At 58.5% G+C, this 22,657-nt stretch carries 16 protein-coding genes and 1 pseudogene; 14 read left to right on the top strand and 3 right to left on the bottom strand.

What is annotated here, in order from left to right; all coding sequences use genetic code 11:
- Positions 1-208 precede the first annotated feature (208 nt).
- The 6 genes from ACWKWM_RS17060 (at position 209) to ACWKWM_RS17035 (ending at position 10,274) form a co-directional block, all read left to right on the top strand.
- Positions 209-1,885 (top strand): fatty acid--CoA ligase, encoded by a 1,677-nt coding sequence (locus ACWKWM_RS17060; protein ID WP_483847263.1) that lies wholly within the window; start codon positions 209-211, stop codon positions 1,883-1,885.
- A gap of 368 nt (positions 1,886-2,253) precedes the next feature.
- On the top strand, positions 2,254-4,176 hold the full coding sequence (locus tag ACWKWM_RS17055; protein WP_483847262.1) for a DUF1302 domain-containing protein: 1,923 nt from the start codon (positions 2,254-2,256) through the stop codon (positions 4,174-4,176).
- Between the two features lie 14 nt (positions 4,177-4,190).
- On the top strand, positions 4,191-5,555 hold the full coding sequence (locus ACWKWM_RS17050) for a DUF1329 domain-containing protein (RefSeq protein WP_483847337.1): 1,365 nt from the start codon (positions 4,191-4,193) through the stop codon (positions 5,553-5,555).
- Between the two features lie 276 nt (positions 5,556-5,831).
- Positions 5,832-8,570, top strand: a complete 2,739-nt coding sequence (locus ACWKWM_RS17045; RefSeq protein WP_483847261.1) for a winged helix-turn-helix domain-containing protein — start codon at positions 5,832-5,834, stop codon at positions 8,568-8,570.
- Positions 8,571-8,682: 112 nt separating this feature from the next.
- Positions 8,683-10,008, top strand: a complete 1,326-nt coding sequence (locus tag ACWKWM_RS17040) for a type II toxin-antitoxin system HipA family toxin (RefSeq protein ID WP_483847260.1) — start codon at positions 8,683-8,685, stop codon at positions 10,006-10,008.
- On the top strand, positions 10,005-10,274 hold the full coding sequence (locus ACWKWM_RS17035; protein WP_483847259.1) for a helix-turn-helix domain-containing protein: 270 nt from the start codon (positions 10,005-10,007) through the stop codon (positions 10,272-10,274). The genes ACWKWM_RS17040 and ACWKWM_RS17035 overlap by 4 nt, the downstream gene beginning before the upstream one ends.
- Positions 10,275-10,285: 11 nt before the next feature.
- Here the strand turns inward: ACWKWM_RS17035 and ACWKWM_RS17030 are convergent.
- Positions 10,286-10,444 (bottom strand): annotated as a pseudogene (locus ACWKWM_RS17030) (type II TA system antitoxin MqsA family protein); the annotation flags it as partial.
- Between the two features lie 627 nt (positions 10,445-11,071).
- On the opposite strand from ACWKWM_RS17030, the gene ACWKWM_RS17025 reads away from it, so the two are divergent.
- From ACWKWM_RS17025 to ACWKWM_RS16995, 7 genes are all read left to right on the top strand, one after another.
- Positions 11,072-12,214: a transporter substrate-binding protein gene (locus ACWKWM_RS17025; RefSeq protein WP_483847258.1), complete on the top strand. Its 1,143-nt coding sequence runs from the start codon at positions 11,072-11,074 to the stop codon at positions 12,212-12,214.
- Entirely contained in the window at positions 12,211-12,804 is a 594-nt protein-coding gene (locus tag ACWKWM_RS17020) for an ANTAR domain-containing response regulator (protein WP_483847257.1), read from the top strand. Before ACWKWM_RS17025 ends, ACWKWM_RS17020 begins: the two co-directional genes overlap by 4 nt.
- The gene (locus tag ACWKWM_RS17015) at positions 12,801-13,649 is read left to right on the top strand and encodes an ABC transporter permease (RefSeq protein WP_483847256.1); all 849 of its coding nucleotides are present in this window, start codon (positions 12,801-12,803) and stop codon (positions 13,647-13,649) included. Before ACWKWM_RS17020 ends, ACWKWM_RS17015 begins: the two co-directional genes overlap by 4 nt.
- On the top strand, positions 13,650-14,576 hold the full coding sequence (locus tag ACWKWM_RS17010) for an ABC transporter permease (RefSeq protein WP_349796242.1): 927 nt from the start codon (positions 13,650-13,652) through the stop codon (positions 14,574-14,576). It begins immediately after the preceding gene.
- Between the two features lie 37 nt (positions 14,577-14,613).
- A complete protein-coding gene (locus ACWKWM_RS17005) occupies positions 14,614-16,248 on the top strand; it encodes an ABC transporter substrate-binding protein (RefSeq protein ID WP_483847255.1) in 1,635 nt (544 codons plus the stop codon).
- Positions 16,249-16,414: 166 nt separating this feature from the next.
- Positions 16,415-17,344 carry an acetamidase/formamidase family protein gene (locus ACWKWM_RS17000; RefSeq protein ID WP_483847254.1) on the top strand — a complete coding sequence of 310 codons (930 nt, stop codon included), beginning with the start codon at positions 16,415-16,417 and terminating at the stop codon, positions 17,342-17,344.
- Between the two features lie 9 nt (positions 17,345-17,353).
- Positions 17,354-19,096 (top strand): ABC transporter ATP-binding protein, encoded by a 1,743-nt coding sequence (locus ACWKWM_RS16995; RefSeq protein WP_483847253.1) that lies wholly within the window; start codon positions 17,354-17,356, stop codon positions 19,094-19,096.
- A gap of 121 nt (positions 19,097-19,217) precedes the next feature.
- On the opposite strand, the gene ACWKWM_RS16990 is transcribed toward ACWKWM_RS16995, so the two are convergent.
- Complete coding sequence (locus tag ACWKWM_RS16990) at positions 19,218-20,417, bottom strand: cyclic di-GMP phosphodiesterase (RefSeq protein WP_483847252.1); 1,200 nt, start codon at positions 20,415-20,417, stop codon at positions 19,218-19,220.
- A 405-nt stretch (positions 20,418-20,822) separates the two neighbouring features.
- Here ACWKWM_RS16990 and ACWKWM_RS16985 point away from each other — a divergent pair, with 405 nt between their 5' ends.
- The gene (locus ACWKWM_RS16985; protein ID WP_483847251.1) at positions 20,823-21,527 is read left to right on the top strand and encodes a YiaD family glycine zipper/OmpA-like lipoprotein; all 705 of its coding nucleotides are present in this window, start codon (positions 20,823-20,825) and stop codon (positions 21,525-21,527) included.
- Positions 21,528-21,710: 183 nt separating this feature from the next.
- Here ACWKWM_RS16985 and yihG read toward each other — a convergent pair whose 3' ends face one another.
- Positions 21,711-22,607 (bottom strand): 1-acylglycerol-3-phosphate O-acyltransferase, YihG family, encoded by an 897-nt coding sequence (gene yihG / locus ACWKWM_RS16980; RefSeq protein WP_483847250.1) that lies wholly within the window; start codon positions 22,605-22,607, stop codon positions 21,711-21,713.
- Between the last annotated feature and the right edge of the window lie 50 nt (positions 22,608-22,657).

The raw sequence follows: 22,657 nt of genomic DNA, 5'->3' as shown, positions 1-22,657 counted from the left end.
GGCCAGGCAATGCATTTTCGTCGGATGTAAGGATGTCTTCGCGGACAGGTCCGCTCCCACGGAGACTGAGCCGATCCTTAAAAACTGGCGCAACGCCAGCCGTATCACTCGTCACTCAAATCATCCCTTCGGCTGATTTGGATGGCGGGCGGGGTCTCTAGAGTGCATATTTTTGCGCAACGCCTATGCACCTCGAAAAGGGATTCCTATGTTGCAGACCCGCGTGATTCCACCCGCCGACGGCGCCTACCAATACCCCCTCCTGATCAAACGGTTGCTGATGTCAGGCAGCCGCTATGAAAAATCACGGGAAATCGTCTACCGGGATCAGGCGCGATTCTCTTACCGGACCCTCAACGAGCGCATCGCACGGCTAGCCAACGTATTGACCCAAGCCGGTGTGAAAGCGGGGGACACCGTAGCGGTCATGGATTGGGACAGCCATCGCTATCTGGAATGCATGTTCGCCATCCCGATGATCGGCGCGGTCATCCACACCGTTAATGTGCGCCTTTCGCCTGAGCAGATTCTGTTCACCATCAATCACGCCGACGACAAATTGGTGCTGGTCAACAGCGAATTTTTGCCGCTGTACAAGGCCATCGAGCCGCACCTGACCACGGTCGAAAAGACGCTATTGATTACCGACACCGCCGACAAAGCTGCCGATTTGCCGAATCTGGTCGGCGAGTACGAAACCCTGCTGGCCGCCGCGAGCCCGCACTATCAGTTCGAAGATTTCGACGAAAACTCAGTGGCGACGATGTTCTACACCACGGGCACCACGGGCAATCCCAAAGGGGTGTATTTCACCCATCGCCAGTTGGTCCTTCACTCTATGGGCGTGGCGACGATCATGGGCAGTATCGAAGGCGTGTTGTGTCACGACGACGTCTACATGCCGATCACCCCAATGTTCCATGTGCATGCCTGGGGCGTGCCGTATGCGGCCACCATGCTCGGCGTAAAACAGGTCTATCCCGGCCGCTACGACCCTGAATTGCTGGTCGAGTTGTGGCGCAAGGAAAAGGTCACTTTCTCCCATTGCGTGCCGACCATCATGCAAATGGTGCTCAACGCCAAAGCGGCCAAGGACGTCGATTTCGGCGGTTGGAACATCATCATCGGCGGCAGCTCGCTCACCCGATCGTTATATGACGCCGCCAAAGCCAAGGGCATCCAGCTGACGGCTGCGTATGGCATGTCGGAAACCTGTCCGCTGATCTCTGTTGCGCACATCAATGAGGACTTGATGGCGGGAAGTGACGACGAGCGCACCACCTTCCGGATCAAGGCCGGGACGCCGGGTATTCTGGTAGAAGCGGCGATCGTCGACCTGGATGGCAACTTTCTGCCGTCCGATGGCGAGACTCAGGGCGAACTGGTGTTACGCGCGCCCTGGCTGACCGAGGGCTATTTTCGTGAGCCCGAGAAAGGCTCTGAATTGTGGGCTGGCGGCTGGCTGCACACTGGCGACGTGGCGACGCTGGACAGCATGGGCACCATCGACATTCGCGACCGCATCAAAGACGTGATCAAGACCGGCGGTGAGTGGATTTCTTCGCTGGAGCTGGAGGATTTGTGCAGCCGTCATCCGTCGGTGCGTGAAGTGGCGGTGGTCGGTATCGCCGATCCGCAGTGGGGCGAGCGACCTTTTGCGCTGCTCGTAGCGCATGAAGGGCATGTCATTGATGCCAAATCGTTGAAAGAGCATTTAAAGCCGTTCGTGGAGTTGGGCCACATCAACAAGTGGGCAATTCCGAGTCAGATCGCCCTTGTTACTGAAATTCCCAAGACCAGTGTCGGCAAGCTCGACAAGAAGCGCATCCGTCTGGACATCGTCCAATGGCAGAGCACCAATAGCACGTTTCTTTCTACCCTCTGATTCATGCATTGAATGGGCCTTCTGTGGCGTTTTTAAACGCAAAGAAGGCCCAAGGCCTCTACGGCGGGCATCGCGCTTGCCAAATCCGCAAAATCAGCCATTCTCCCCCCTGCCACAGACACAGGTGCGCCGAAATCGGCGTGCCAGACGCGTTGACGCTGCAAATCACACTTTAGAGGGATCGCGCAGTGGAGCGTGCTGGCTATAGTCGGCACTAGGTAGACACCGGAGAAAAACGCTTTTTTCGCTTCGCAGCGTTTATGTGCTGCCACGACAAGCGTTGACAACCAGGCATGCGGATTTATCTGTCTGAGTCGTTTCCGGGGTCACTTACTGCCATAAAAATAAAAGCACATGGAGTAGCGTCGATGACATCCACAAACCAGTTCTGGCGCCGGGCGAAATTGCCTTTGGCCGTCAGTCTCGCCTCTTCGCTCGCCGGTCCTGCATTCGGCGTCAGTTTCAACATCGGTGAAATCGAAGGCAACTTCGACTCGTCGCTCTCCGTGGGCGCAAGCTGGTCGACCCAGAACGCCAACAAGAACCTCATCGGGTCCAACAACGGCGGACACGGCCTTTCACAGACCTCCGATGACGGTCACCTGAACTTCAAGAGTGGGGAAACGTTCTCGAAGATCTTCAAGGGTATCCACGATCTGGAATTGAAATACGGCGACACCGGCGTGTTCGTTCGGGGCAAGTACTGGTACGACTTCGAACTCAAGGACGAAGGTCGCGACTTCAAGGACATCAGCGATTCCAACCGCAAAGAAGGCGCCAAATCGTCTGGCGGGCAGTTGCTCGATGCCTTCGTTTACCACAACTATTCCATCGGCGATGAGCCAGGTTCGGTGCGTTTCGGTAAGCAAGTGGTCAGCTGGGGTGAAAGTACTTTCATCCAGGGCGGCATCAACAGCATCAACCCGGTCGATGTGTCTGCGTTCCGTCGTCCAGGTTCGGAGATCAAGGAAGGCCTGATCCCGGTCAACATGTTTTACCTGTCGCAAAGCATCACTGAAAACCTGTCCGCCGAAGGCTTCTATCAGCTGGAATGGGATCAGACGGTTACTGATAACTGCGGCACGTTCTTCTCGCAACCCGACGTGATTTCCGATGGTTGCAACAACAACCTGGCAGTTCTGCGCACACGCAACAGCTTGAACGCAGCGCTTCCGGCGGCCCTCAGAGGCCCGGTTCAGAACACGCTCGCCCAGCGTGGCGTCACGTTCGGCAGCCCCGATGAAGGCGCCGTCGTGGCTCGGGGCCCGGATCGCGATGCCCGCGACAGCGGCCAATTCGGCGTTGCGGTGCACTACAACTTCGAGCCGCTGGACACCGAGTTCGGCGGCTACTTCATGAATTACCACAGCCGGTTGCCGATTTTCAGCGGTCGCGGTGGCCCGGCGAGCGCCTACAGCGCTGCCGGTCTGGTGGGTGGGTTGGCTGCCAATGGCGTACCGCGCGCAGTTGCGGCGAGCCTTGCGCCGACGCTGCTGCCAGTGGTCGTTGCCGGCAACTCCAGTTACTACGTCGAATACCCTGAAGACATCCGCCTGATGGGTTTGAGCTTCTCCACCACATTGCCTACAGGTACCGCGTGGAGCGGCGAGGTCAGCTATCGCCCGAATGCACCGATCCAGCTCAACACCACCGACATCCTGTATTCGGGTCTGTCGCCGCTCAACCCTAACGTGTCGTTGCTGCAAGGCCGTCCGAACACTGACCAGTCCGGCTATCGCCGCAAGGAAATCACCCAGGCGCAAACCACGCTCACGCACTTCTTCGATCAGGTGATGGGCGCGGAACGTCTGACGGTGGTGGGCGAAGTAGGCTGGACCCACGTCGGCGGTCTGGAAAGCACGTCCAAATTGCGTTACGGCCGGGATCCGAGCTACGGGCCTGGCCCATTGCCGGGCGGTCAATGCCAGGCGCTCAACGCCAGTACGCTGGCGGGTGCTGCGCAGAACAACCTGAGCCGGTACTGCGAGAACGATGGCTTCACCACCACCGATTCCTGGGGTTATCGCGCACGTGCCATCTGGGATTACAACAGCGTCTTCGCCGGGATCAACCTCAAACCGAGCATCGCCTGGTCCCACGACGTCGACGGTTATGCGCCGGGCCCAGGTGCCAACTTCGAAGAAGGTCGCAAAGCGATCAGCCTGGGTTTGGATGCCGAGTACCAAAACACCTACACGGCCAACCTGTCCTACACCAACTTCTTTGACGGCAAATACACCACGGTGGATGACCGCGACTTCGTAGCCCTCAGCTTTGGCATGAATTTCTAAGGACGACCATGAATATGAAAATAACAATGGGTCTGTTGCAAGTCGGCGCACTGAGCCTGTCATTGCTGGCGACCGGCGTCATGGCGGCAGTGTCGGACACTGAAGCGGCCAAATTGGGCACTACGCTGACCCCGATGGGCGCGGAAAAAGCTGGCAACGCCAACAACACCATCCCGGCGTGGACACCTTTGCCCACCAATGCGGGCGCGGTCGATGAGCGTGGCTTCCTGGCCAACCCTTATGCCAGTGAAAAGCCGCTCTTCACCATCACCGCGCAGAACGTCGATCAATACAAAGACAAGCTGGCGCCGGGCCAATACGCGATGTTCAAGCGTTACCCAGACACCTTCAAAATGCCGGTTTATCCGTCCCATCGTGGCGCAACCGTGCCGGCTGATGTGTTCGCCGCTATCAAAAAGAACGCCACCAACACCAAGCTGGTCTCTGGCGGCAACGGCCTGGAAAACTTCGAAACCGCCGTGCCGTTCCCGATCCCGCAAAGTGGCCTGGAAGTCATCTGGAACCACATCACCCGTTATCGCGGCGGCAGCGTGACCCGTCTGGTGACACAAGCGACGCCGCAAACCAACGGCTCGTTCAGCCTGGTTTATTTCCGCGATCAGTTTGTATTCCGCGACAAAATGAAAGATTACGACCCGAAAAACCCAGGCAACGTACTCTTCTACTTCAAGCAGGAAGTGACCGCGCCTGCGCGCCTGGCCGGTGGTGTGCTGCTGGTGCATGAGACTCTGGATCAGGTCAAAGAGCCGCGTTCTGCCTGGGTGTATAACGCCGGTCAACGGCGTGTGCGTCGCGCGCCTCAGGTTTCCTATGACGGGCCGGGCACGGCAGCGGACGGTCTGCGCACCTCCGACAACCTGGACATGTACAACGGCGCGCCGGACCGTTACGACTGGAAACTGATCGGCAAGCAAGAGCTGTACATCGCCTCCGACAGCTACAAGCTTGACGACCCGAAACTCAAATACGCCGACATCATCAAGGCCGGTCACATCAATCAGGACCTGGCGCGCTATGAGCTGCGCCGCGTCTGGCACGTGACCGCCACCCTGAAAGAAGGCCAGCGCCACATTTATGCCAAGCGTGACTTCTTTATCGACGAAGACTCCTGGCAGGCTGCGGTGATCGATCACTACGACGGTCGCGGTCAACTGTGGCGCGTCGCAGAAGCCCATGCCGAAAACTACTACGACAAACAAGTGCCGTGGTACGCCCTCGAAGCGCTGTATGACCTGCAATCGGGTCGCTACCTGGCGTTGGGCATGAAGAACGAAGAGAAACGCGCGTACGATTTCGGCTTTACCGCGTCCACCAGCGACTTCCAGCCCAACGCCCTGCGCCAGGATGGGGTGCGCTAATCGCTAAAGAACGATGCTGAACCCCTGTAGGAGCGAATTTATTCGCGAGGCTTTTCAGGTGCTGACGACCCCCATCGACTGCACCGGCCTCGCGAATAAATTCTCTCCTACAGGTAATGGGTTTCTGTCCCACACCTATAGCTGACCATTCGCTACACTGATTGGAGATGTTTTCTTACAGTCTTTCGTCGTACATCCTTCAAAAGCTCTGACTTAGCCGCTAGTCTCGGGAGCATCTGACTGCCGAACAACAAGCACTTCTAACAAGAGCCGGCCATGACTGATCTGTCGCGTTTGCAAGGATTCGCAAATCACGCAGTCACTGCGTTGGAAGGACGTTTCTTCCGCCCCCCGTTACCCGAAAACTATGTGCCACGCCCGCGTTTGTGCACGCGGCTAAACGCTGGTTTGTCGGGCCGTCTGCTGTTGGTCAGCGCTCCTGCAGGTTTTGGGAAAAGCTCTCTTGCGGTCGAGTTCTGTCAGGGTTTGCCTGAACAATGGCAAAACCTCTGGCTGGGCCTAAGCCACCGAGACAGCGATCCCGGCCGATTCCTCGAGCGCTTGCTGACCGGTCTGCAACAATTCTTCCCACAACTGGGCGGGCAGGCGTTGGGGCTTTTGAAGATGCGTCAGCGGCACCAGCCATTCGCGTTCGAAGAATGGCTCGATGGTTTGCTGGACGAGTTGGCCATGCACCTGATGTTGAGCAAGCCGTTGCTGCTGGTGCTCGACGATTACCATCTCGCGCAAGGCCCCGTCCTGGACCGCTGTTTGCAGTTTTTCCTCAATCACTTGCCTGCCGGGATGATCGTCATGGTGACCAGTCGGCAACGTCCGGACTGGCACCTGGCGCGCTTGCGTCTGTCGCGTCAACTTCAAGAGCTCACCGAACACGACCTGCGGCTCACTGAGGTTGAATCCCTCGCCGTGCTCGATCAACACAGCAGGTCAATGAGCGAGGATGCGCTGCACACGCTGGTTCAGCGCAGTGAAGGCTGGGTCGCAGGGCTCAGGTTTTGGTTGCTCGCCGCCAGTGAGGCCGGCACCGGCAACAGCCTGCCGCAGGGTCTGAACGGCAGCGAAGGCCTGATTCGTGACTATCTCCTGGAAGAGGTCATCGAGTGCCTGCCGGCTGATGTTCAGGCCTTTCTGTATGACACCGCGTGCCTTGAGCGCTTTTGCGCCGAGCTGTGCAATGCCGCGCGCGACAGCCATGACAGTACCCAAACGCTGCTTTATCTGCAGGCGCATCAGGTGTTTCTGGTGCCGCTGGACGAAAGCGGGCACTGGTTTCGCTATCACCATCTGTTTTCAGACCTGCTGCGCGCCCGCGCGGGCAATCAGATCGGCCCGCAACAAACCCGCCTGCATCTCAACGCTTGTCGTTGGTTTAGCGAGCAGGGCTTGCTTGATGAAGCGATCGAACAAGCCCTTCGTGCAGGGCACCCGGACGTCGCCGCCAACCTGGTGCAGAACCTGTCCGAAGAGCAATTGTTGGCCGAACAGAACGTCGGCATGCTGCTGCGCTGGAAGATGGACTTGCCTGACAGCCTGATCGTCAGCACGCCGCGACTGATCGTTCTGTACGCGTGGGCGCTGGGGCTGGCGTGTCAGCTGGATGCTGCCGAGGAACTTGCCGACCACCTCAGCCGGTTTTTGCCGGCGCCTTCTGCCACCGCGCAAAAATCCATGCTCGCTCAATGGCTGGCGCTCAGCGGCATCATCGCCCGAGGACGCGGCGACAGCGAAAAGGCCCAGCGTTATTGCAGCGAAGCGCTGTCGAGCTTGCCGCAAAAACGCTACGGCCAACGCTTGTTGTGCCTATCGACGCTGGCCAATCTTGCAATTGCCGAAGGTGATCTGTGGCGCGCCAGAGCGTTAAATCGTGATGCGCTGGAGCTTGCGCAACGGGTCGCGAACCCGCTGTTCGAGGCGCTGGCCCACTACGATCGAGCCCGGGTCTTGCAGGCTCGCGGTGAAATTCTTCGTGCGCTGGAAGAGGTGCGACAAGGGCAGCAGCGGCTGAAGGGGCTGTCGTTGCAACGACTTTATGCGGTAAGGGCGCGACTGACGTTGTACGAAGGTCACTTGCTCACCCTGTGCATGCAGGCTGAAACCGGACGTGCTCGATTGGTCGCTGGGCTGGCCGAAGCCCGCGCCTGTCGCGACATTAGCGTGTTGATCGGGCATTGCGTGGTTGCCGGCCTGGAGGGGCGGGAAGGGCGCTTCGCCGAAGCCTTTTCCGAACTGGCTGAAGCGGAACGGCTGATGCACATCTGGGACGTGCCGCCGATTTATTACCTGGCGATCATCACCTTGGTGAAGTGTGAGTTGTGGCTGGCGCAAGGCCGTATCGATCTGGCCGAAGCGTGGCTGATGCGTCTGGGGCAAACCTACAGCGGCGAGCATCCCGCCGCAGCGCCCGAATGCCATCCGCACTTGCCGCAGCACATCCAATTGCTGCAGGCGGTGCTTGACGACGTCAAGGGTCATAAAGCCGAAGCCACCTTGCGACTGCAACGTCTGGAGGACCACGCGCAAACGGCAGGCGCCCATTTGGTCAGTTTGACTGCCTTGACCCAGCAGATTCTCTTCGTACTGGGCACACCGGATGAAGCGAGGGCCAAACCGCTGCTCAATCGTGCCCTGCAAGCAGCAACCGGTGGCGCATTGCTGCCGTTTCAGCGTCTGATCAGGCAACACCCGGACTGGCTTCGCGAGCAACTGCAACCGCGTAAACCCTGCCTGCTCGTGCAATTTCTGCTGACGACGCTCCCGGCCTCGACCGCTTCACGCGAAAACCCGGAGACCTCACACGCCGACCAGCTCAGCGTGCGGGAACTGAGCGTTCTGCAACTCATCGCCCAAGGCTGTTCGAATCAGGAGATCAGCGAGCGACTGTTTATCTCCCTGCACACCGTCAAAACCCACGCCAGCCATATCAACAGTAAGCTGGGCGTCGAGCGCAGGACACAGGCAGTGGCGCGGGCGCAAGAGCTGGGGCTTCTAGGTTAGCTGTCGGCACTTTAATGCCGGCTATCTGCTGTGTCGGGCGATCTTAGGCATTAAATTGCCTTTTTTGCCGTATAAGGCTACGGTTTAGGCATTAAATTGCCGAGCGGCGCTTATGTATAGCCTCAACCTGCAACTCTATTCCCAAGGCCTGTGGCGCGATGCCATGCGCATTGATTTTGAAAAGCCGGAGGCCGGGTTGCTTAGTCCGTGCAGCTTTGCCTACGACCAGCACTATCTCGTGGACCATCTGCATGCTTTGAATCGAATAACTGCTCAGTCAGTCAGCGCAACGCTGCCGCTGAGTTGGGATTTGCAACGCACGGCGCAAGTGCCGGCATTCCTGCACGACATACTGCCAGCGGGTGCCGCTCGAAGATTCCTGCTGGCGCGCCTCGCCGTCCCGGAAAATGAGAACACTCAAGCCGATCTAATGCTGTTAGGCCGTTGCACCCCGGCGCCCATTGGTCATCTGCGCATCAGAGAGTCTGTCGAGGCCATGCCCAAGGGCGCCAGCCTTGGTTTCAGCCGCCAGGATGTGGTTGCACGTGACAGCCGTTTCCTTGAATACGCCTACGAACAAGGCGCCGCCGTCGGTGGCGCAACCGGGGCGGGTGGCGAGGCACCAAAGTTACTGCTGGCTCAGGACGCCGAGGGTCTGCTGCACCCGGACGCAACGCTGCCCGATGATCACGTGCATCAGCACTGGTTTGTGAAGTTCTCCCGAAACAAGGCGAACGAGAATGATCGTACGGTGCTGCGCAGTGAGTTCTGCTATTACCAGGCCCTGAATCGGCTGGGACTGAACACGATTACGGCCGACGGCATGAGCCTGGTAGAAGCGCGCAAACCCAGCCTGTGGATGAAACGCTTTGACCGGCACATCGATGAGCACGGCGTGAAAAGAATCGCGGTCGAGTCGGTGTATTCGCTGGCCGGCATCACCCGTCCGGGCAGTTACATGAGCCATGTTGCCGCCGTTGAGGCATTGGCCCAGACATGGACTGCCAATGATCAGCAGTCTGAAATCCCGGAACTGATCAGTGAGTACATCCGCCGAGACCTGATCAATCAAATTCTCGGTAACAGTGATAACCACGGTCGCAACACTGCTGTCCTGCGTGAGGGGCAGCGCATAGATCTGGCGCCGATATACGATCTTGCCCCAATGGTAATGGATGAGGAGGGCGTAACCCGCACCACGAAATGGCCGGATGAAATCGAACGCGCAGGGCAAGTTAACTGGCTAGCGGCCTGCAACGCACTGGCGCCATGGGCCGAGCCGGAGGCTTTATTCGAAGGTTTAAAGACAGATGCGCAGCGGTATCGGGCATTACCTGATCTGCTCAGCGAAGTTGGTTTGCCCCAAGCAACATTCAATCACCCCCGCATTGCCCTCAACCGGCTGGACGCAACGCTTAAAAACTGGGGGCTGCTATGACCGATGAAATCCGTCAGCGCGGCATCATTCTGGATGAGTTAAAGGAACAGCTTCTAGCAGGCAGCGTGACAATCGGTGCAGCGGTCAAACGCCTGCGCACCGAAGTCACCGGGCTGCGGCAGGAGCAATTCGCCGGCATGTGCAAAATCTCCCTGCGCACCCTGCGCCAGATTGAACAGGACGAAGGTAACCCGACGATCCAGACGCTGAATCAAGTGTTCAAACCGTTCGGGATGCGGGTGGGGATATTGCCGATCAGACGCTGATGTTGCTGGGGTCAAGAAACTCTTATTTCCCCGAGCAAATCCGGGTGCTTATCGAGCACCTGGAGCAGCTTGACCAGCGACAGAGGAGGTTTGGTCTTGCCATTTTCATATCGCGAAAAGGCGTTGACGCCGCCGCCAAATATCTCGCCAGCTTCACGCTGGTCAAGCTCCGGCTCGGCAGCCTGCCAGCGGGTATTTATCTCAAAACAATGCGCTACGGCCTCTGCAGGAGCTGCCGAGCAGCGCGAGGCTCCGGGGTCGGGCTCGACCGAGCCAGTCACCTGACACAACGCATCTACCGTGGGAGCGGACCTGTCCGCGAAAGCAATGCGTCAGGCGCCAGAGATGTTCAGGCTTTAAGGGGCTCTTCGCGGACAGGTCCGCTCCCACGGGCTTGATGTGCGCCGCAATACCTTCGCCGCGCGCAGAAACTGTAGGAGCTGCCGAGCCAGCGCGAGGCTGCGATGCGATATTCCTGACACATCGCAGCCTCGCACGGGCTCGGCAGCTCCTACAAAAGCCTTTAGCCTTGGCAGGTCGTTCGAGAAATTTCGCACAAACCTGAAGCACATCGGCTACGCTCGGCTTCATCAATGGGCGTTTTCAAAGGTTGGTTTTCCTGAAAACGCCGATTAAAGCCTGACCAAGGGAGATGGCATGCTTTTTCCATGGAAGGCTCATACACAAGCTCGGTTATGGCCGTTAAGACTTGTCTACATTCAGCGCAGAGCGCCAGGTGACGAAGCCTGATCGACCGGATTTCCGGTGGGTCGGGCTTTTTTATTGGAGTTTGAAAAATGCGACGCACGATTGAGGTGGGCTTTCTTTTCTCCACCGACGGGACTTACAAACGCATGGGACAGCACGGTCTGGCGGGTGCTCAGCACGCGCTGGCCGAGATCAATCGGCACCGTGATTATGATTTTGAGCTGAAGGCGACGCACATCAATCCCCAGGGATATTTGCATCGCTATAACGAGGGCGCAGTGCAGTTGATGGAAAGTGGCATTCGCCATCTGTTCGGCACCACCACGTCCGCCAGTCGCAAGGAGATCATTCCGGATCTGGAGCAGAACGCCAGTTTGCTGTGGTACGCCTGTCCGTATGAAGGCTTCGAGAGTAGCGAAAACGTGTTGTACCTCGGTGGCTGTCCGAATCAGACGCTGATCCCGCTGCTGCGGTATGCGCTCAGCACCTTCGGCAAACGCGCGATGCTGGTGGGCTCGAACTACATCTGGGGCTGGGAAAGCAATCGCATCGCCCGGGAAGTCTTGCAGGCCGCACATGGCGATGTGATCGGTGAAAAATACGTGCACATGGGCTCGACCAATTTCAGCGATCTGGTGCAATACCTGCTGACCGAACAACCCTCGTTCATCCTCAATAACCTGGTGGGCGAGTCGACTTACGCGTTTCTGCATCAGTTGGACGCCGCCTGTGTCGAGCACGACATGGTCCTGCCGGTGCTCAGTTGCAACCTGACCGAAGCCGAGCTGGTGGAAGTGGGCGAGATGCAAAACCTGCGTCTGCTGTCCTGCGGGCCATTTTTCGAAGGCGTCGACAACGCGTTCACCGATCGCCAGTTTCACCAACACGGCCAGCGCCCGTGCTCGCACTACTACACCGGCACGTATGTTGCGCTGCATTTGTTCGCCGAGGCCTTGCACCATGTCGGCAACGATGAGCCGGAGGCCATCTGCAGCTATCTGTACGCCCACGCTCAAGAAAGCGTACTGGGGCGCTTGAAGATTTCCGGACGCAACAACCACAGCAGCTTGCCCTGCCACATTGCCGAATTGAGTGAAGGGCGTTTTGTGGTGGTGCACAGCGAAACCCGGCCGCTGCCCGCCGACCCTTATCTGACGTCCACCGATCTGCGCGAATTTCATCGCCTGCGCGCCCTGGCGCCCGTGCCTCACTTGAGGATCGTCAAAAAATGAGTCTGCTCAAACGTCCTGATTTCGAACACGGTCGCTTGCTGTTGGTGGACTGCGAGCCGCGTACGCTGGCGAATCTTGAAAAGAGTCTGCACCGCTTGGGGATTACCACGCTGGCGCTGGTGGAAGACGCCGCCGATTCGCTGGATGGCGTGTTCGCCGCCATCGTCGAGCTGGAACATTTCGCCAGTCCGCAACTGCTGCAACGCCTCAATCAAGCGGGCGTGCCGCTCGTGGCGTTGACGCCTCACGAAACCCTGTCGCAGATCCAGCGCGCCATTGAGTTGGGTGCCACCGCGCTGCTCAATAAACCCATCACCCAAAGTTCGGTGTACACCACGCTGATGATGGCGATCGGTTTGCACGAACGACTCGATGCCGACGCCCGCACCATCGACACCCTGCAGCAGCGATTGAACGCCCGGCCTTTGTTGGCCCAGGCGTTGGCGCGCTTGATGATCGATCATCAGCTCAACGAGCGCGACGCCTACGAACGCCTCCGTGCCCTGTCGATGCAGCTCAATCGCAGCGTCGACGAGCTGTGTGTTGATCTGGCCGCCGACCGTCCTCAGCAAGGCGGTATGTGGACATGAGTGTGATGCGTGCCCTGGTTCGTCGTCCTGCTGTTGCACTGTCGTTGTTGTACATCGCACTGGTTGTGATCTTCGCCGTCTTCGCGCCCTGGATGAGTCCTTACGATCCGTCCGAGCAATTCGCCGAAGGCCTCTCGCTGGAGGGCGCGCCGCTGTCGCCCGATGCGCCGTACTGGCTGGGCACTGACCTGCTGGGGCGTGACCTTTTTTCGCGCCTGATCTACGGCGCGCGGACGTCGCTGTTCATCGGCCTTGTCGCCAATGGCATGGCGGTGTTGATTGGCACGCTGGTGGGGCTGACCGCAGGTTTTCTGCGCGGCTGGACCGGCAGCATTCTGATGCGCTTCACGGATCTGATGATGGCGTTCCCGGCGTTGCTGCTGGCGATTGCCTTGTCGGCGATTTTCCAGCCCAGCGTGTGGATCGTTGCGTTGGTGATCGCGATGGTCAACTGGGTGCAAATCGCGCGGGTCATTTATTCGGAAACCATTGCCCTCGGCGCACGGGATTTCGTTGCGGTGGAGCGCACTTTGGGTGCCAGCTCTTTGAGGATTCTGTTTTCGCACCTGTTGCCGCATTTGCTGCCGACGATTCTGGTGTGGGCGACGCTGGGGATTTCCACCACGGTGCTGCTGGAAGCGACGCTGTCGTACCTGGGCGTTGGCGTCCAGCCACCGACTCCGAGCTGGGGCAACATCATTTTCGAGAGCCAGACCTACTTCACCTCGGCGCCGTGGCTGGTGTTCTTCCCCGGCATTGCCATCGTGTTGCTGTCGCTGGCGTTCAATCTGGTGGGCGACGCCTTGCGCGACGAACTCGACCCCACGCTGCAAGGGAGAAGCTGAATGTTCGCCTTCGTCAGTCGTCGCATCGGCTACTCCCTGCTGATCTTGCTGGGCGTGACCTTCATCACCTATCTGCTGCTGTTCATGCTGCCGGCGGACCCTGCGCGACAAATTGCCGGACGCAGCGCCACACCGGAAGTGGTGGCGGGGATTCGCGCGCAGCTGGGGCTGGACCTGCCGTTTTATCACCAGTACGCCAACTACCTGGGCAACCTGCTGCAGGGGGATTTGGGGCGCTCGTACATTCAGCGCACTAACGTCACCGAACTGATCGGCTCACGCTTGCGTCCGTCGCTGGAGTTGATGGCGGCAGGGATCGGTTTTGAGTTGTTGATAGGCATCACCCTGGGCGTGTTCGCGGCACTGCGGCGGGACAGCTTCGCCGACAAGCTGCTGATGGCGCTGTCCTTCGTCGGCGTGTCGGCGCCGCAATTCATCGCCGCGATGCTGTTTTTGTACTTCTTCGCCGTGCAACTGGGCTGGTTTCCCTTGGGCGGCTACGGGGGCGTCGAGCACTTGATGCTGCCGGCGCTGACGCTGGGGATTCTCGGCAGCGGCTGGTATTCGCGCATGGTGCGCTCGTCGATGATCGAAGTCCTGCATCAGGACTTCATTCGCACCGCGCGGGCCAAGGGTTTGAGCCGGGTGCGGGTGGTGCTGCGCCATGTGCTGCCCAACGCGATCATCCCGGTGATCCCGATGATCGGCATCGACATCGGCATCTTCATGGGCGGGCTGGTGGTGGTCGAATCGGTGTTTGGCTGGCCGGGAATTGGCCAATTGGCCTGGCAAGCGATTCAACAAGTGGACATTCCAGTGATCGTCGGTGTGACCACGGTTTCGGCGGTGGCGATCGTGCTTGGCAATCTGGTGGCTGACCTGATTATTCCTTGGGTCGACCCTCGTATCGATGTGAAAAAACACTAAAACCTGAGCAAGACCATTATCGAAGGGGAGCTGGAGCATGAAGCGCAAAGTATTGTCCCTGGCCATTGCGGCCACATTATTCAGTGGATTGGGGCTCAGCGCAGGCGCGCTGGCCGACGACATTGATGCCAACGCCAAGAACGGCGGTTCGGCGGTCATCACCTATCAGAACGATGTCGCCACACTGGACCCGGCCATCGGGTACGACTGGCAAAACTGGTCGATGATCAAAAGCCTGTTCGACGGCTTGATGGACTACAAACCCGGCACCACTGAACTGGTGAAGGATCTGGCTCAGGACTACACCATCTCGGACGATGGCACGGTCTACACCTTTACCCTGAAGAAGGGCGTGAAGTTTCAAAATGGTCGTGAGCTTAAGGCCAGCGACGTGAAGTACTCGTTCGAACGCACCGTCAACCCGAAAACCCAGAGCCCTGGCGCCGGGTTCTTCAGCGCCATCGTCGGTTACGAAGACATGGCCGCGAGCAAGGCCGAGCATCTGAGCGGCGTTGAAGTGGTGGACGACTACACCGTCAAAATCACGCTCAAGCAGCCGAACGCGACCTTTCTGCATGTGATGGCGATCAACTTTGCCTCCATCGTGCCCAAGGAAGAAGTCGAGAAGTGGGGCGCTGACTTTGGCAAGCACCCGGTCGGCTCCGGCGCTTACAGCCTGGCGGAGTGGAAGCTCGGCCAGCAGATCGTGTTCAAGAAGAACCCGAACTACAACAAGCCGGGCCTGCCGCATCTGGACACCATCACCTTCGAAGTGGGCCAAGACCCGATGGTTGCCCTGTTGCGACTGCAAAAGGGCGAAGTCGACATTGCCGGTGACGGCGTACCTCCTGCCAAATTCCTCGAGTTCAAGAACGACCCGAAATACAAAGGCCTGATGATCACCGGCAATCAGCTGCACACCGGTTACGTCACGTTGAAAACTACCTTGCCGCCGTTTGACAACCTCAAGGTGCGTCAGGCAGTGAACATGGCGATCAACAAGGATCGCATCGTGCGCATCATCAACGGCCGGGCCGTTCCGGCCAATCAGCCACTGCCGCCGGCGATGCCGGGCTACGACAAGAACTACAAGGGCTACGCGTATGACGTGGAAGCTGCGAAAAAACTGCTGGCCGAAGCGGGGCACCCTAACGGTTTCGATACCGAGCTGTACGTGATGAACACCGATCCGCAGCCGCGTATCGCGCAGTCGATTCAGCAGGATCTGGCGAAAGTCGGCATCAAGGTGCAGATCAAATCCCTGGCGCAGGCCAACGTGATTGCAGCCGGTAGCTCGAAGGATCAGGCGCCGATGGTCTGGTCGGGCGGCATGGCCTGGATTGCGGACTTCCCGGACCCCTCTAACTTCTATGGCCCGATTCTGGGTTGCGATGGCGCGGTGGAAGGCGGCTGGAACTGGTCGTTGTACTGCAACAAGAAGCTGGACGCGGACGCGGCCAAGGCGGACAGCATGGCTAAGCCCGAGCAGCAGGCCGAGCGCTCCGAGTTGTGGAAAAAGATCTTCACCGATGTCATGGCTGACGCGCCGTGGGTGCCGATCTTCAATGAACAACGCTTCACCGTGCGTTCGTCGCGCATGGGCGGCGCCGACATCCTGTACGTAGACCCGGTCCATGTGCCTGTGAACTACGACTACATCTGGATCAAGTAAACATCCAGACAAGACGGACCACCTGTAGGAGCCAACTTGTTGGCGAGAGGCCTTTGCGTCGTGTCAGGTAAATCGCCTCGCGAACAAGTTCGCTCCTACAGGGCTTTGTGCCGAACCAAATGCAATGTTTCATTCGGAGAACGGTGTCATGTGCCAGAACTGCCTGGTGAAAACGATCCACAGCGTCAACAGCCATTTCGGCTGGGACAAAAGCTTCCCTCCCGTTGAAACGGTTGCGCCGGGTGCGATGCTCGAATTCAAATGCCTGGATTCGTCCAACGGCTACTTCACGCCCAATTCCACGGCGAACGACGTCGCGACCATGTCGTTCGACAAGATCAATCCTGTCACCGGTCCCATCTTCGTCGAAGGTGCAGAGCCCGGTGACATCCTGAAAATCACCTTGGACAGCTTCAAGCCCTGCGGCTTTGGCTGGACCGCGAACATCCCCGGATTCGGCCTGCTCGCCGACCAATTCAAAGACCCGGCGCTGACGCTGTGGCACTACGACAAAGACACCCTGGCGCCTGCCGCTTTCGGCCAGTTCGCCAAAGTGCCGCTTAAACCGTTCGCTGGCACCATCGGTCTGGCACCTGCCGATCCGGGCCTGCATTCGGTGGTGCCGCCACGCCGGGTTGGCGGCAATCTGGACATCCGCGACCTGTCTGCGGGCACCACGTTGTACCTGCCGGTTGAAGTCGCCGGCGCGCTGCTGTCCATCGGAGACACTCACGCGGCTCAGGGCGATGGCGAGGTTTGCGGCACGGCCATCGAAAGCCAGATGGACGTGGTGGTCAAACTCGACCTGATCAAATCCACACCGCTGTCGAGCCCGCGTTTCAGCACTCCTGGCCCGGTGACGCGTCACCTGGACAGCGCCGGTTACGAAGCTTTCACCGGCGTCGGCCCCGACCTGATGCAGGCCGCGCGTCAGGCGGTCAGCAACACCGTCGACTGGCTGTGCCGCGAGCACCACATGCCTGCCGAACAGGCCTACATGCTGTGCTCGGTGTGCGGTGATTTGCGCATCAGTGAAGTGGTCGATCTGCCCAATTGGGTGGTGTCGTTCTACTTCCCGAAAATCGTGTTCGCGTGAGGCTGTGCAATGAGTGATCAGCTTTCCCCAGCAGTGTTGTCGGTCGAGCGTTTGAGCATCGACATCGGCCACGGCGCCAGCCCCAGGCGCGTCGTCGATGAGCTGAGCTTCACCCTGCGCGCTGGCCAGACGCTGTGTATCGCGGGCGAGTCGGGCAGCGGTAAATCGCTGTCGTCGCTGGCAATCATGGGCTTGCTGCCCAAAGCCGCGAAAGTGCCCAGCGGCGCGATCATTTTCGACAACCGCGACCTGATCACTCTGCCCGAACGCGACCTGCAACAGCTGCGCGGCAAGCAGATCGGCATGATCTTTCAGGAGCCGATGACCTCGCTCAACCCACTTATGACCGTTGGCCAGCAGATGGACGAAACCCTGCGCCGTCATGAGCCTCTGGACCGTCAAGCTTCCAAGCGTCGTGCTAAGGAAATGCTCGATTCGGTACGCATGCCCCAGGTGGAAAAACGCCTGACGCAGTATCCCCACGAGTTGTCCGGCGGCATGCGCCAACGGGTGATGATCGCCATGGCCATGCTCTGTCGTCCGAAAGTACTGATCGCCGATGAACCCACCACCGCGCTGGACGTGACCATTCAGGCGCAGATTCTGGAGCTGATGCGCGAGCTGCAAAAGGTCTACGGCACCAGCCTTCTGATGATCACTCACGACATGGGCGTGGTCGCGGAAATGGCCGACGAAGTGGTGGTGATGAATCACGGCCGCACCGAAGAACAGGCGCCGGTGCGTCAGTTGTTCACCCAGCCCCAAGCTGCTTACACACGCAAATTGCTGGACGCCGTACCGGTATTGGGCACGGCAGGCAAGGCCCAAGACCTAAGCGAAAAGCCCGTGGTGCTGGCGGTGAAAGACCTCTGCGTGCGCTTCCCGCTGCGCATGGGATGGTTCGAAGAGGTCAAGCAGGTGCACGCGGTGGAGCAGGTCAACTTCGAACTGCGCGACGGCGAAACCTTGGGTCTGGTGGGCGAGAGTGGCTGCGGCAAATCCAGCACCGGCAAGGCGCTGATGAACATGATCGATTTCGACGGCAGCGTGAAGCTGGCCGGTAAAGAGCTGAACGGCTTGCAGGGCGCTGATCTGCAGGCCGTGCGCCGAGACATCCAGATGGTGTTTCAAGACCCGTATGCGGCGCTCAATCCGCGCAAGACCATTTTCGAACTCGTCGGCGAGCCGCTGCTGATTCACGACAAGATGCCCGACAAACTTCGGCAGGAGCGCGTTGCTGAACTGCTGCATCAAGTGGGTATGCCTGCCGACGCCATGCAGCGTTATCCCCACCAGTTTTCCGGCGGCCAGCGGCAGCGCATCTGTATTGCACGGGCGTTGGCGCTGAACCCGAAAGTGATCATCGCCGATGAGTCAGTCTCGGCGCTGGACGTGTCGGTGCAGGCGCAGGTGCTGGATTTGCTCGAATCACTGCAAAAGCAGCACGGCCTGAGCTACCTGTTTATCTCCCACGACATGGCGGTGGTGGAGCGAATTTGCCATCGTGTGGCCGTGATGTACGGCGGCCAGATCGTCGAAATCGGCCCCCGCGATCAAGTGCTGCACAACCCGCAGCACCCGTACACCAAGCGTTTGCTCAGCGCCGTGCCGCTGCCGGATGTCGACCGCAAACGTGACTTCAAGGCACTGCTTCAAGAGTTCGAACAACCCAGCCCGATCAAAGCCAAAGGCTTCGTGGTGCCGCAGCAGCAATTCAAAGCGCTGGGGGAGGGGCATTGGGTGGCGGTGTAACACAAACCCTGTAGGAGCAAGGCCGCGCGACGTCACCAATCCTGTTGGAGCGAGGCTTGTCCGCGAAGCTTACGATGGGGATTGCCGGATATACCGCATTGATCTTTTCGCCGGACCTGAATTACTCCAACGAAGACTTCGACCACAATGCATTCACATTCCCGATTCCCCAATCCTGCGCCAGCTCGAACTTCACGATGGCGTCCTCTACATCTGGATGCGCAAGATCGATCACTTTGTGCTCGATACGAGCGCGGGTGCGGCTGGACATGAACACCTTTACTTTGGGTTGCAATAGCGATTTTGTGCCCTGTTCGACCACTACTCCCAGCCGGTCACTCTTCAAGCGAACCAGCGCGCCGACCGGGTAAATACCCACGGTTTTGACGAAGTGCTGAAAGATCGTCTCGTCGAAATGTCCCTTCCACGAGGCCATTTCCCGAATCGAATGTGCTGCGTCCCAACCCTTCTTGTACGGGCGCTCCGATGTCACCGCGTCATACACATCGCAGATTGCGCCCATTTTGGCGAACAGGCTGATTTGATCGCCGGTCAAGCCGTGTGGGTAACCCGTGCCATCAATCTTCTCGTGGTGATGCAGGCAAACGTCCTTCACAAGGTCGGTCACTTGCTGGTTTTCCTGAAGAATCTTCAGCCCGGCCTCCGGGTGATATTTCATCGCCTGAAATTCATCCACCGTCAGCCGGTCAGGCTTATTGAGGATGGCGCTGGAAATCATCATTTTGCCGACATCGTGCATCAGCCCTGCCACCCCCGCTTCACGCACTCCCTCTTCGGGAAGGTCCATCTGTCGTGCCAGCGCAACCATCAACGCGCAAACCGCCACCGAATGCATATAGGTGTATTCGTCCGAGGACTTCAAACGAGACAGGCTGATCAGCGCATGGGGATGGCGCATCACCGAGTTCGAGATTTCTTCCACTATCAGATCGACGTCTGCCAGGTGGATGGCGAGGCCCAGCTTGGCATCGGTAAACATCGCCATCACGGCAGCTTTCGCACGGCCGCAGATCAGGCTGGCGCGAGCCAGTTCTTCGCTCATGCTGGCCGGCGATGTGTCGATCGTTATTGGCTGGGCGGGCGAGGCTTTTGACGCCGAGGAAATGTCGGGGCGCAGGCCCTGGCCGATGTCAATCCACACTTCGGCCGTTGATGATTGCTGGATACGTTCAAGGATGGCGGGGTCTTGCAGCAACGATTCGACGTTGGATATCCAGAATGGATCATCTACCCACGGGCGGCAGAATTTGTGGACGTACATGCCAAGCGTCAGATCGGATACCAGAATTTTTTTTATCATTAGGTGGCTCTACCGACAGTTGATCAATTCGTCGCTGATCAATCACTCAACGACAAAGGCGGAAAACGCACAGGCCTTGCCTGGCCGCTGGGTTCAAGCGTCGAATCGACATCGGTAAACCTCACGCACATCGAGCGCGCGTTAATTTCATAGCGCCACTATAAGGTGGGCCATATTGAAAAAGCTATGTGCCTTCGTCTGACTGTATCGGCGGTTGAGCGTTGAGTGTGAGGACTATGTTCCTGCAATGGTGGCCGCGTGTCGGTCGCCTCGCCATTGTTCAGGTGCCGTTAAGGAATTTTCCCCTAATGTCGTGCTCTAAACGCGCAGATGGCCACGTGCTTTGGTTCGTTGGCCGCGCGAAGAAAATTGTGCCGCACAAAGCAAAAATCAGGAGCTGCCTTCATGTTGAATTCTCGCCGTTTGATCCTTGCCGCTACGGCCATCGCCATGCTTTCCGGCTGCGCGACGTCGTCCAATCCCTACGATAACCAAGGGCAAGCCCAGAATTCCGGCGGTGTCAGCAAAACAGCGAAATACGGTGGTTTGGGTGCCTTGGCCGGTGCGGTGGCGGGGGCTGCCATCGACCATAACAACCGTGGCAAAGGCGCATTGATTGGCGCTGCTGTCGTTGGCGCAGGCGCTGCCGGTTATGGTTACTACGCAGACAAACAAGAAGCCGCGTTGCGCGCGAGCATGGCCAACACTGGCGTTGAAGTGCAGCGTCAGGGCGATGTGATCAAACTGGTCATGCCGGGCAACATCACTTTCGCAACCGACTCTTCCGCAATTGCCAGCAGCTTCTATTCCCCGCTGAACAACCTGGCTGGTTCGCTCAAGCAGTACAACCAGAACGTGATCGAGATCGTCGGCTACACCGACAGCACCGGCAGCCGTCAGCACAATATGGACCTGTCGCAGCAGCGTGCGCAGAGCGTCGCGACTTACCTGACTTCCCAGGGTGTCGACAGTTCTCACTTATCGGTGCGCGGTGCAGGGCCTGATCAGCCGGTGGCCAGCAACGCCGATGTTAATGGCCGTGCGCAGAATCGCCGGGTTGAAGTCAACTTGAAGCCGATTCCGGGTCAGGAATATCAGCAACAGCAGTAATTGCGCCGCTTCAAATCAAAAAAGCCCCGAACTCAAATTCGGGGCTTTTCGCATTTTAATGCCGAGCGCTTTTCCGTGGGAGCGGACCTGTCCGCGAATGCTATGTCTGAACCGCTAAACATGTGGCGAATGTACTAGCCTCTTCGCGGACAGGTCCGCTCCCACGGGGAAGGTGCAGATATCCTACAGATGCTGCTCATGCATCTTGCCCAGCAACACATCCTTCTCTTCCCACAGCCGATTGATCCACTGCTGAAACTCCAATCGGTATTCGCCGTTCTGGTCGTAACTCTTGCCGATGAATTGCGGCGGGATTTTGATTTCCTCAAAATGCGCAACCACCTCATTGACGTTGCCGCACAGCAGATCCCAATAGCCGGTATGCCCACCTGGATAGTGGATTGTGACGTTGACGATGGACTCCAGCTGCTCGCCCATGGCATCCAGCACGAACGCAATCCCGCCGGCTTTAGGCTTGAGCAGGTATTTGAACGGCGATTGTTGTTCGGCGTGCTTGGCCTTGGTGAAGCGCGTGCCTTCAACGAAGTTGAAAATCCCTACAGGGTTATTGCGAAACTTCGCGCAGGTGCGGCGGGTGGTTTGCAGGTCCTTGCCTTTCTTTTCCGGGTGTTTGGCCAGATACGCCTTGGTGTAGCGTTTCATGAACGGGAAGCCCAGCGCCCACCAGGCCAGTCCGATCACTGGCACCCAGATCAACTCCTGCTTGAGAAAGAACTTCAGCGGGCGGATTTTGCGGTTGAGGATGTACTGCAACACCATGATGTCGACCCAGCTTTGGTGGTTGCTGGTCACCAGATATGAGTGCTGATAGTCCAGCCCCTCAAGCCCGGTCACGTGCCACTTGGCGTGGTCCATCAGGTTCATCCATGCCTTGTTGTTGCTGATCCAGGCTTCGTGGATGTGGCTCATCAGCCAGTCGGTAAACTTCTGCGCAGCGGGGAAGGGCAGGCACAGCTTGAAGATGGCGACGATGAACAGCGGCGTGCAGCAGACGATGGTGTTGAGTGCCAACAGCAGCGAGGCAATGACGCCGCGCAAAGGGGCAGGCAGGAAATCCATAGTGGGTCAGGCTCCAGGAAAGACCGATGCCGCCGGTGCAGTTCCGGCGG

It is taken from the genome of Pseudomonas rosaeacicularis (genome assembly GCF_057128745.1).
Note: the sequence above shows the minus strand (reverse complement) of the source record. Positions and strands in the feature narration are given on the sequence as shown.

What these genes read in the sequence shown, in the direction of transcription:
- ACWKWM_RS17060 (WP_483847263.1), top strand. Translation starts at nt 209, where the DNA reads ATGTTGCAGACCCGCGTGATTCCACCCGCCGACGGCGCCTACCAATAC.
- ACWKWM_RS17055 (WP_483847262.1), top strand. Translation starts at nt 2,254, where the DNA reads ATGACATCCACAAACCAGTTCTGGCGCCGGGCGAAATTGCCTTTGGCC.
- ACWKWM_RS17050 (WP_483847337.1), top strand. Translation starts at nt 4,191, where the DNA reads ATGAAAATAACAATGGGTCTGTTGCAAGTCGGCGCACTGAGCCTGTCA.
- ACWKWM_RS17045 (WP_483847261.1), top strand. Translation starts at nt 5,832, where the DNA reads ATGACTGATCTGTCGCGTTTGCAAGGATTCGCAAATCACGCAGTCACT.
- ACWKWM_RS17040 (WP_483847260.1), top strand. Translation starts at nt 8,683, where the DNA reads ATGTATAGCCTCAACCTGCAACTCTATTCCCAAGGCCTGTGGCGCGAT.
- ACWKWM_RS17035 (WP_483847259.1), top strand. Translation starts at nt 10,005, where the DNA reads ATGACCGATGAAATCCGTCAGCGCGGCATCATTCTGGATGAGTTAAAG.
- ACWKWM_RS17025 (WP_483847258.1), top strand. Translation starts at nt 11,072, where the DNA reads ATGCGACGCACGATTGAGGTGGGCTTTCTTTTCTCCACCGACGGGACT.
- ACWKWM_RS17020 (WP_483847257.1), top strand. Translation starts at nt 12,211, where the DNA reads ATGAGTCTGCTCAAACGTCCTGATTTCGAACACGGTCGCTTGCTGTTG.
- ACWKWM_RS17015 (WP_483847256.1), top strand. Translation starts at nt 12,801, where the DNA reads ATGAGTGTGATGCGTGCCCTGGTTCGTCGTCCTGCTGTTGCACTGTCG.
- ACWKWM_RS17010 (WP_349796242.1), top strand. Translation starts at nt 13,650, where the DNA reads ATGTTCGCCTTCGTCAGTCGTCGCATCGGCTACTCCCTGCTGATCTTG.
- ACWKWM_RS17005 (WP_483847255.1), top strand. Translation starts at nt 14,614, where the DNA reads ATGAAGCGCAAAGTATTGTCCCTGGCCATTGCGGCCACATTATTCAGT.
- ACWKWM_RS16995 (WP_483847253.1), top strand. Translation starts at nt 17,354, where the DNA reads ATGAGTGATCAGCTTTCCCCAGCAGTGTTGTCGGTCGAGCGTTTGAGC.
- ACWKWM_RS16990 (WP_483847252.1), bottom strand. Translation starts at nt 20,417, where the DNA reads ATGATAAAAAAAATTCTGGTATCCGATCTGACGCTTGGCATGTACGTC.
- ACWKWM_RS16985 (WP_483847251.1), top strand. Translation starts at nt 20,823, where the DNA reads ATGTTGAATTCTCGCCGTTTGATCCTTGCCGCTACGGCCATCGCCATG.
- yihG (WP_483847250.1), bottom strand. Translation starts at nt 22,607, where the DNA reads ATGGATTTCCTGCCTGCCCCTTTGCGCGGCGTCATTGCCTCGCTGCTG.